This window comes from Deltaproteobacteria bacterium, from assembly GCA_026712905.1.
Classification (GTDB): domain Bacteria; phylum Desulfobacterota; class Binatia; order UBA9968; family JAJDTQ01; genus JAJDTQ01.
Genome location: JAPOPM010000243.1, coordinates 1 through 9,395, shown reverse-complemented (window position 1 = coordinate 9,395; position 9,395 = coordinate 1). Strand labels below are relative to the sequence as shown.

Genomic DNA, 9,395 nt, shown 5'->3' with positions numbered 1-9,395 from the left:
GCCGTTCCGGCGCGCGCGCTCGTAGATCCAGTTCATCGCCAGCGTGCCGCCGCCGCCCGGCTTGCTCGTGACCACGATGGTGGGATTGCCCTTCAGGTGCTTCTTCAGATGCCGGGCGTAGATACGGCACTCGATGTCGGTCGGGCCGCCCGCCGAGAAGTCGATCACCAGCCTCAGGGTCTTACCTTGAAAAAACGGTTTGTCCGCGGCCAGCGCCGGGGTCGCGAGCAACAGTGCGAGCACCAGCACGGCGCACGTGGAAAGCACGTGTAAGGTTGACTTCATCGCTTGCTCCCTCCTTGAGTCTGTGAATGCCGTCTTCCGGCTCTTGGGGGCATCGGTCCGGGCGCCGCCGGACCGATGCCCCGCCCTCATGACTGTCACACCTGCCGTCTTGCCGGCTAGGAAGCCTTGTTGACCCGCGCCATGGGACCGAACCCGGGCTTGTAGGTCTTGTCGTCGATGAACTGCTTGATGCCCTGGTCGTAACCGCCCTCCCGGTCCTGCAGCTTGATCTGCGCGCCCTTGGCGGCGAGATAGTCCTCGGCCTGGGAGTAGTCCATGTTGCGCACGAGCTTGTAGGCCTGCTTGGTGGCGCGCAGCGCCCAGGGGTTCTTCTCCATGAGCTTCTTGGCCAGCTTCACGGTCTCGTCCCGGAGCTGGTCCGCCGGCACCGAGTAGTTGACGAGGCGCATCTCCGCGGCCTTCTTGCCGTCGAAGGGATCGCCGGTCATGGCGTGGTAGAGGCCGTCGCGCAGCGACAGCATGTCCGTGACCACCCGGCTCACGAGGCCGCCGGGGAGGATGCCCCAGTTCACCTCGGACAGCCCGAAGACGGCGTCATCCGCGGCGATGGCGAAGTCACAGGCCACCAGCGGGGTGAAGGCGCCGCCGAAGCAGTAGCCGTTGACCATGGCGATGGTGGGCTTGGAGAAGGTGAAGAGCTTGCGCCAGCGCCACTCCTGGCTGCACCAGCTCGCATGGCGGCGCATCGCCGGGTTCTTGTCGCCCTCGCGGAAGTACTCCTTCAGGTCCTGGCCGGCGCACCAGCTATTGCCCGCGCCGGTGATGACCATGACCTGTGTCTCCGGATCTCCCTCGCACTCGGTCACCGCGTCGTACATGTCGAAATGGAGCTGCGGGCTCATGGCGTTGCGCTTCTCCGGACGGTTGAGGATGACCCAAGTGAGCCCGTCCTCCTTCTCCACCAAAACTGTCTTGTACTCTTTCGTTGCCATTAAACGTATACCTCCTTGAAACGTTCAAGTGATTGAGATTTCGCCAACTCTATGCAGTCGGGTTGCGGGAGTCAAGGCGCGCACGAACCCGCGGCGTCAGGAACCCTTGTTCACGCGGTCCATGGGACCGAACCCCGGCTTGTAGGTCTTGTCGTCGATGAACTGCTTGATACCTTGGCCGTAGCCGTCCTCCCGGTCCTGCAGCTTGATCTGCGCGCCCTTGGCGGCCAGATAGTCCTCGGCCTGGGAGTAGTCCATGCCGCGCACGAGCTTGTAGGCCTGCTTGGTGGCCCGCAACGCCCAGGGGTTCTTCTCCATGAGCTTCCTGGCCAGCTTTACGGTCTCGTCCCGGAGCTGGTCGGCCGGCACCGCGTAGTTGACCAGCCGCATCTCCGCGGCCTTCCTGCCGTCGAACGGGTCGCCGGTCATGGCGTGGTACAGGCCGTCGCGCAGGCTCAACACGTCGGTGACGACACGGCTCACGAGGCCGCCGGGCAGGATGCCCCAGTTGACCTCGGACAACCCGAAGACGGCGTCCTCGGCGGCGATGGCGAAGTCACAGGCGATCATGGGGCTGAAGGCGCCGCCGAAGCAGTAGCCGTTGACCATGGCGATGGTGGGCTTGGGGAAGGTGAAGAGCTTGCGCCAGCGCCACTCCTGGCTGGCCCAGCCTACCTGCCGCTGGAACTCCGGGTTCTGGTCGCCCTCGCGGAAGAACTCCTTGAGGTCCATGCCCGCGCACCAGCTATTGCCCGCGCCGGTGATGATCATCACCTGGGTTTCCGGGTCCCCCTCGGCTTCGGTCACTACGTCGTACATGTCGAAGTGGAGTTGCGGGTTCATGGCGTTGCGCTTTTCGGGACGGTTGAGGATCACCCAGGTCATGCCGTCCTCTTTCTCCACCAACACGGTCTTGTATTCCTTCGTTGCCATCGGATGTCTCCTTTGAATGTCGGTGCCCTACGCCTTCAGGTGCCGGCCCAGGAACGCCAGCGTCTTGGGCCACACGTCCTTGGCGGACGCCTCGTGGTAGCTCGGGCGGTCGTCGCAGAAGAACGCGTGGCCCGCGTCCTCGTACAGGTGCCACTCGTAGTCCACGTTGTTGGCCTTGAGGGTCGACTCGATGGCGTCGCGAGCCTCCTGCGGGATGCCCTGGTCCTGCCCGCCCCAGACGCACTGCATCGGGATCTTGATGTTGTTCCCCTGGGTCACCGGCTCCACCGGGCTCTTCTCGCCGCGCTGGCCGCCGGCGATCTGGCCGCCGTAGTACAGGCTGCTGCACGAAAGCCCGGCGCAGTTGCACGCCGCCATCCACGACACCCGGCCGCCGAAGCAATAGCCGATGATGCCCACCCGGTCCGGGTCCACGTCGTCCCGTCCCTTGGCGTAGGCGATGGCGCGGTTCAGGTCCTCGACAACCTTGGTGTCGTAGAGCGTGCCGCGGGCGGCGAAGGCGGCGTCACGGTCGGTGTTGGGGATGACGCGCTCGTCCAGGCGATAGTAGAGGTCCGGCGATACGGCCACGTAGCCCTCGTTGGCGAAGCGTTCGGTCACTTCCTTCATGTGCGCGTTGACGCCGAAGATCTCCATGATCACCAGCAGCGCCGGCTTCCTGCCGTCGCCGTCGGGCGCGGCCACGTAGAGGCCCATGGACTTGCCGTCGTCGGCGGAGATGTCCACCGTTGCAGTGTGGATGCTCATCGTGTTCCTCCTGTTGGGTTTGTGTTCTTGTTCAGTTTCGATGGGTTCGACGAGAGTTCTCATTGACACGGGGTTCGCAAAGCTGTCAAGGAGGGTCCGCCGCGCGGTTTTGTTACCGTTGGGCGTTGTGCTACCCTTCCGATCTCGGGCCTGCGACACTCCGCCGGCCCACCCCCAGTCCCGACGCCCTCGCGGGTGCTCGGAATTCAACCGGGACGTAGCGACACCATGCAAATCTGCTGTTTGGACCTGGAGGGCGTCCTCCTGCCGGAAATCTGGATCGCGGTCGCCGAGCATTTCCACAACGACGACCTGCGGCTCACCACGCGCGACATCTCCGACTACGACCAGCTCATGCAGCACCGCCTGAAGGTGCTGCGGAAGAAACGCATCCGGCTGGCGGACATCCAGGGCGTCATCGCCGGCATGGAGCCGCTGCCCGGGGCCAGGGACTTCCTCGACGACCTGTACCAAGACTTCCAGGTGGTGCTGCTGTCGGACACCTTCTACGAGTTCGCCATGCCGCTCATCCGCAAGCTCGGCAACCCGACGCTGCTGTGCAACTGGCTCACGGTGAGCCGGTCGGGGTACATCGCAAACTACATCCTCCGCCAGAAGGACGGCAAGCGCAAAGCCGTGCGAGCGTTCAAGCAGATCGGCTTTCGCGTGGTGGCGGCGGGGGACTCCTACAACGACCTGAGCATGCTGCGCACCGCCGACCGCGGCGTGCTGTTCAACCCGCCGGAGGCCATCGTCAAACGGTATCCGGCATTTCCGGTGTCACGCGACTACGCGACGCTGTCGCGGTTGCTGAAGCAATAATAAAGCGTGGCGGGCGCGGCGTACCTATCGCGCACGCCACTCCCCACAAGGAGAACTTCCATGCTGGACGTGCTTATTTCCAACGCCGACATCATCACCGCCGATCACCGTTACAAGGGTTCGGTGGGCATCCAGAACGGCTCCATCGCCGGGATCTATGCGCCCGGCGCCACGCCCGAGGCCGCCGAGGTGGTGGACGCCACCAACCTGGCGCTCATCCCGGGCGCGGTGGACATGCACTCGCACCACCGCGAGGGCGGCGAGCCCGGCGGCTACGACTACAAGGAGAACGTCCAGACGGCCACCATGCAGTGCGCCGCCGGCGGGGTTACCACGTCGGTGGCCATGCCCAACGTGACGCCGCCGCCCAACACGGTACCGCGCCTGGAGCAACTGTTCAGCGTGTACGAGCGTGAATCCTTCATCGACTTCAACGTCAACCCGGCCGGCACCATCCCGGAAGAGATCCCCAAGCTGGCGCAGCACGGCATCGCCGCCTTCAAGGTGTTCATGGTGGTGGACACGGGGCGGGACTACCCGCACATGCCGGGCATCGGCGTGCACGACCACGGCAAGCTGATGGAGATCATGGAGGCATGCGCCGCGGCCAACGTGCCGCTCATGGTGCACCCCCACGACCAGCCCCTCATGGACTACGTCGAGAAAAAGTACTGGGACCGGGGCGAGCACGACTGTCTGGCCTACGCCAAGGCCTATGCCGACTACGACGGCGTCATCTGGGAAACCGCCATCCAGTTCCTCATCCGCCTGCAGGCGGCCACCGGCGTGCACCTGCACCTGCTGCACATCCAGACCGAGGGCAGCGTGGACATGATCCGCCGGGCCAAGGCCGCCGGCCAGCGAGTAACCGCCGAGATCAACCCCTGGGCGCTGTTCCTGGGGCCGGACTGGAGCGAGATCGAGCGTCTGGGCTCCTACGCCCTTTCCTACTGGGTGCCGGAGAAGAACTCACCCGCCCTATGGGGCGGCCTGTGCGACGGCACCATCGACATCGTCGCCACCGACCACGCGCCGCACACGCGCGAGGAGAAGGAAGTCGGCTGGGAGGACGGCTGGAAGGCCCACACCGGCACGCCGTCCACGCAGTACTACATGAGCCTGCTCATGGACGCCGCCTCCAAGGGCAAGATCTCGCTGGAGCGCATGGTCGAGGCCACGTCCACGGGATCCGCGCGCATCTTCGGGGTGCACAACAAGGGCCGCATCGAGGTGGGCTACGACGCCGACCTGGTGCTGGTGGACCTGACCGCCGAAAAGGAAATCCGCGACGAGGACGTGCTCAGCCTCATCGGCTGGAGCCCCTACGCCGGGCGTACGCTGAAGGGCTGGCCGGTACGCACGTTCGTGCGCGGCGCCACCGTGTACCGCGACGGCAAGGTGGTGGGAAAGAAGGGCCACGGCCGGCAGGCCAAGGCCACGTACCCCGGGTAGGAATCCACTCCGTGTCCCGGGTCGGACGGCCCGGGACACCCCTCCAAAACACGCGTCCGCTCCGCCTCCGTGGGGAAACGGCAACGCGCCGGCGCCGCGACACGGGCTTACGCGATGAACACGCGGCCGCCGTCCACGTTGATCACCTGGCCGGTGATCATGTCGCTGTCGTCGGAGGCGAGAAAGGCCACGACCCCGTCGAGGTCGCTGGGAAAGAGATGGCGCTCGACGCTGCGCTGACGCAGCATGTGCTCCGAGGGCGTTTCCGGCGCTTCCCGCGCCTGCGAAGTGTCGACCCCGCCCGGAGCGACGGCGTTCACGTTGATGTTGAAGCGGCCGAGGTCGGTGGCCAGCGCGCGGGTGAGCCCGATGACTCCCATCTTGGACGAGACGTACTCGTGGCTCAGTGTGCGGCCATGGAGCGCCACTCCCGAGCTGATGTTGATGATCTTCCCCTTGGGCGAGCGCTTCATGTAGGGCACCACGGCCCGGGCCGCCAGGTACGTTCCGGTGAGGTTGACCGCGATGATGCGGTGCCAGTCCGCCACGTCGGCCTCCTCGATGGGCACCCGCGGGGTGTTGCGCACGATGCCCGCGTTGTTCACCAGGATGTCGATGCTGCCGAAGTGGTCGAAGGCCTTCTTCGCGCCGTCCCGTGTCTGCTGCTCCGAGGTCACGTCCATCTCCACCGCCAGGGACTTGCGCCCCTCGGCCGCCACCAGCCGCGCGGTCCCTTCCACCCCGGCGAGGTTCACGTCGGTGGCGCACACGTGGGCGCCCTCCGCGGCAAGCCGCACCGCGTAGGCCCGTCCCAGGCCCGTGGCCGCGCCCGTGACCAGGGCAACCCGATCAAGGAGCCGCATGCCGCTGCTCCGTTTCCCGGCCGAACAGGTCCGCGGTCGCACCGGCCCCCGGACCCGCGGGCACTTCACGCGTGTGGTCGACGACGTGACGCCGTTCCAGGTCCAGCAGGTGCTTCTTGATGTCGAGACCGCCGGCGTACCCGGTCAACCGCCCGTCTCCGCCGATGACCCGATGGCACGGGATGACGATGGGAATCGGGTTGTGCCCGTTGGCCGCGCCCACCGCGCGCACCGCCGCCGGCCGCCCCAGGGCGCGGGCCTGCTCGCCGTAGGAACGGGTTTCACCGTAAGGGATGTCTTGCAGTGCGCGCCACGCGCGCAATTGAAACGGCGTGCCCGCGGGCGCCACCGGCAGGTCGAAGTGCTTGCGGCCTCCCGCGAAGTATTCGTCGAGTTGGCGCCGCGCCTCCGCCACCACCAACCCGCCCTGATGCCAGCCGTCCTCCACGTTGCCGGGATGCCGTCCCCGGGAGAAGCGGATCATCCTGAGCGCGGACTCGTCCGCAACGATCAGGAGATCTCCCAAGGGACTCTCCATCCAGTCGTAGTACATGCTTCCCTCCCTAGTGTGGTGTCTGGTTCATTCGCATAATAAATATGCGAATTAACCAGACACCACACTAATGGCCTGTCCGGTTCATTCGCACAACAATCCGCCGGGCCGCGCTGCCTCCGGCCGGCTAACCTCCCCCCTCGGCGGCCGCCGCCTTGCGCGCTTCCAACGCCGCGGCCTCGGCCGCGGTCTTGCCCCACAGGGGCGGGTCCTTGAGATACTCGTCCTCTTCGGGAGTGTTGGGGCGTCCCAGGACGGCGTTGCGATGGGGGAAGCGGCCGAAGCGCTTGATGGCGGCGTGGTGCCCGACCGCCGAGCGCATGGAGTCCTCGACACCGAGGCTGCCGTACAGCACCAGCGCACGCTCCTGGTCGACCAGTTCCTCGCTGTGCTCGAACGGCAGGTAGATGAACGTTCTGGGCCAGCGGGAGATGCCGCGGTCGTAACCCTTGTCCAGGGCGTGGCGCGCCACCTCGCGCGCCTTGGGGTCGGTGGCGAAGGCGCGCGGGGTACCGCGGAAGATATTGCGCGGGAACTGATCCAGGCACAGGATCAGGGTCAGGCAGTCTTCGGCGGTCTCCTTGAAGTGGTCGAACTCTCCCGCCGCGGCCCGCTCGTGAACCCCGGTGTAGTGGTCGACCAGGTATTGGTCGAACTCCGGGGTGGACCGGAACCACACCTGGCGCTTCTCCATCTCCACGCTCAGGTCCAGCGTTTCAAACCAGAAGGATAGTATTTCTTTCGATAGGGGTTCCACGCGCCCTCCGTTGACGGCGGCGACAGTCCGCCGGCCGCTGGATGCGTTGCGCCTTTCCAGAGGGGCTCCGGCCCCGGCACCGTACCAATTAAAAATTGTTGCAAGTCTTGACCAAGACAACCCCAATTGCAACACTGCCGGGAATCCCGTATTCCCGGGTGGTGTCAATACCGTGCCCTGGAGGCTGTCACGTTATATTTCGACGAAAAGGTCAGGGCCAGTGGACGTTCACTGCGGAAGCAGAAGCTCCAAGTGCTCCAGGTCAACATGGGAAAGTACTGCAACCAGTCGTGCTTTCACTGCCACGTGGAGGCCGGTCCGGGCCGCAAGGAGATCATGGACCGGGACACCGTGGACGACGTGTTGCGGTTCCTGGAAAACTCCGACATCCCCACCGTGGACATCACCGGAGGCGCGCCCGAACTGAACCCCCACTTCGACCACCTGGTGGAGTCCTGCAGGGGGCTCGGGCGCCACGTCATGGACCGCTGCAACCTCACGGTCTTCTACGAGGAGGGCAAGGAGCACCTGCCCGAGTTCTTCAGGCGCCACCAAGTCGAGGTCATCTGCTCACTGCCGTGCTACACCCGGGAGAACGTGGACAGTCAGCGCGGCAACGGCACCTTCGAGTTGAGCGTGCGCGGGCTGCAGGAGCTGAACCGCCTGGGCTACGGACAGCCCGATTCAGGGCTTGAGCTCAACCTCGTCTACAACCCCATGGGCAACTACCTGCCGCCGCCCCAGGAGAAGCTCGAGGACGACTACCGGCGCATGCTCGGCGACGAACTCGGCATCGTCTTCAACCACCTCTATTGCCTGACCAACATGCCCATTACCCGCTTCAAGAAGTTCCTCAAGCAGCGGGGCCAGTACGACGACTACCTGCAGCTCCTGGAGGACAACTTCAACGCCGAAACGGTGGAGAAGGTCATGTGCCGGGACCTGTTGAGCGTGGCGTGGGATGGGTCGGTGTACGACTGCGACTTCAACCAGATGCTCGAGATGCCGCTGGGCCAAGTCAACGGGAAACGCCCCCACATCCGGGATTTCTCCGCGGCGGACTTCGAGGACCAGCCCATTCTCACGGCGAACCATTGCTACGCCTGCACCGCCGGCACCGGCAGCAGTTGCGGCGGCACGCTGGTTTAAGACGAATCCGCCCGGCGGGCGCCCCACCCGTCCATGCGGCTCTCCATCATCATTCCCGTCCTGAACGAGGAACGGACCATCGCAGCCACCCTCGCGGACCTCGCCCGAGTCGAGAACTGCGAACTCATCGTGGTCGACGGCGGCAGCACGGACCGAACGGCAGAAATCGTCCCCGCCACCCCGGCGCGGCTCGTGGTCTCGCGCAGGGGCCGGGCCACGCAGATGAACGCGGGCGCGCGCCAAGCCGCGGGCGACGTGCTCCTCTTCCTGCACGCCGACACGAACCCCCCCGCCGGCGCGAGCCGGGACGTCCAGGCATGCATGGCCGACGCCCGCTGCGTCGGCGGACGCTTCGACATCCGCCTGGACAGCACGCGCCCGCTGCTGCGCCTTGTCGGGCGCATGATCAGTCTGCGCTCCCGGCTGACCCGGGTCGCCACCGGCGACCAAGCCATCTTCGTGCGCCGTGCCGTGTTCGAGGATCTCGGAGGCTTCCCGGAAATACCGCTGATGGAGGACGTGGCGTTCTCGCGCGCGCTCAAGAAAGCCGGGCGCATCGCCTGCCTGCGCGCGCGCGTGGTGAGCTCGGCGCGCCGCTGGGAGAAGCACGGCGCGGTACGGACCATCCTGCTCATGTGGGCGCTGAAGCTCCTCTACCTCGCCGGCGTGCCACCGGCGCGGCTGAAACGCCTGTACGGCGAGGCACGCTAGCCCCCGGATCGTCATTCCCGCGAAAGCGGGAATCCAGGGGTTGGGCGGGGTATAGCGGCATGTTCCTCGCCCCACCACCCCTGGATTCCCGCTTTCGCGGGAATGACGATCCGGGGGCGTGACAATTCAACCAGTCTTCTACGGCGCAG

The 9,395-nt window shown here is 65.8% G+C and carries 11 protein-coding genes; 4 read left to right on the top strand and 7 right to left on the bottom strand.

Going from position 1 to position 9,395, the window contains the following annotated elements; translation table 11 throughout:
- The 4 genes from OXF11_20710 to OXF11_20695 all read right to left on the bottom strand — a co-directional run.
- Positions 1 to 285, bottom strand: a 285-nt coding sequence (locus tag OXF11_20710) for a hypothetical protein (protein ID MCY4489511.1), incomplete at its 3' end; no start/stop codon positions are given.
- A 116-nt stretch (positions 286 to 401) separates the two neighbouring features.
- Positions 402 to 1,238 (bottom strand): p-hydroxycinnamoyl CoA hydratase/lyase, encoded by an 837-nt coding sequence (locus OXF11_20705; protein ID MCY4489510.1) that lies wholly within the window; start codon positions 1,236 to 1,238, stop codon positions 402 to 404.
- 96 nt (positions 1,239 to 1,334) lie between these two features.
- On the bottom strand, positions 1,335 to 2,171 hold the full coding sequence (locus OXF11_20700) for a p-hydroxycinnamoyl CoA hydratase/lyase (protein MCY4489509.1): 837 nt from the start codon (positions 2,169 to 2,171) through the stop codon (positions 1,335 to 1,337).
- A 27-nt stretch (positions 2,172 to 2,198) separates the two neighbouring features.
- Complete coding sequence (locus tag OXF11_20695; GenBank protein MCY4489508.1) at positions 2,199 to 2,939, bottom strand: dienelactone hydrolase family protein; 741 nt, start codon at positions 2,937 to 2,939, stop codon at positions 2,199 to 2,201.
- A gap of 228 nt (positions 2,940 to 3,167) precedes the next feature.
- Here OXF11_20695 and thrH point away from each other — a divergent pair, with 228 nt between their 5' ends.
- Together thrH and OXF11_20685 are read left to right on the top strand one after the other, a co-directional pair.
- Entirely contained in the window at positions 3,168 to 3,761 is a 594-nt protein-coding gene (thrH, locus tag OXF11_20690; GenBank protein MCY4489507.1) for a bifunctional phosphoserine phosphatase/homoserine phosphotransferase ThrH, read from the top strand.
- A 60-nt stretch (positions 3,762 to 3,821) separates the two neighbouring features.
- On the top strand, positions 3,822 to 5,213 hold the full coding sequence (locus OXF11_20685; protein ID MCY4489506.1) for a dihydroorotase family protein: 1,392 nt from the start codon (positions 3,822 to 3,824) through the stop codon (positions 5,211 to 5,213).
- Between the two features lie 107 nt (positions 5,214 to 5,320).
- Here the strand turns inward: OXF11_20685 and OXF11_20680 are convergent, their stop codons facing one another.
- The 3 genes from OXF11_20680 to OXF11_20670 form a co-directional block, all read right to left on the bottom strand.
- Positions 5,321 to 6,076: a glucose 1-dehydrogenase gene (locus tag OXF11_20680; protein ID MCY4489505.1), complete on the bottom strand. Its 756-nt coding sequence runs from the start codon at positions 6,074 to 6,076 to the stop codon at positions 5,321 to 5,323.
- Positions 6,063 to 6,629: a methylated-DNA--[protein]-cysteine S-methyltransferase gene (locus OXF11_20675; GenBank protein MCY4489504.1), complete on the bottom strand. Its 567-nt coding sequence runs from the start codon at positions 6,627 to 6,629 to the stop codon at positions 6,063 to 6,065. The genes OXF11_20680 and OXF11_20675 overlap by 14 nt, the downstream gene beginning before the upstream one ends.
- Positions 6,630 to 6,756: 127 nt before the next feature.
- Positions 6,757 to 7,386: a DUF924 domain-containing protein gene (locus OXF11_20670; protein MCY4489503.1), complete on the bottom strand. Its 630-nt coding sequence runs from the start codon at positions 7,384 to 7,386 to the stop codon at positions 6,757 to 6,759.
- Between the two features lie 177 nt (positions 7,387 to 7,563).
- On the opposite strand from OXF11_20670, the gene arsS reads away from it, so the two are divergent.
- Positions 7,564 to 8,535: an arsenosugar biosynthesis radical SAM protein ArsS gene (gene arsS, locus OXF11_20665; GenBank protein ID MCY4489502.1), complete on the top strand. Its 972-nt coding sequence runs from the start codon at positions 7,564 to 7,566 to the stop codon at positions 8,533 to 8,535.
- Between the two features lie 33 nt (positions 8,536 to 8,568).
- Positions 8,569 to 9,246 (top strand): TIGR04283 family arsenosugar biosynthesis glycosyltransferase, encoded by a 678-nt coding sequence (locus OXF11_20660; GenBank protein MCY4489501.1) that lies wholly within the window; start codon positions 8,569 to 8,571, stop codon positions 9,244 to 9,246.
- Positions 9,247 to 9,395 lie beyond the last annotated feature (149 nt).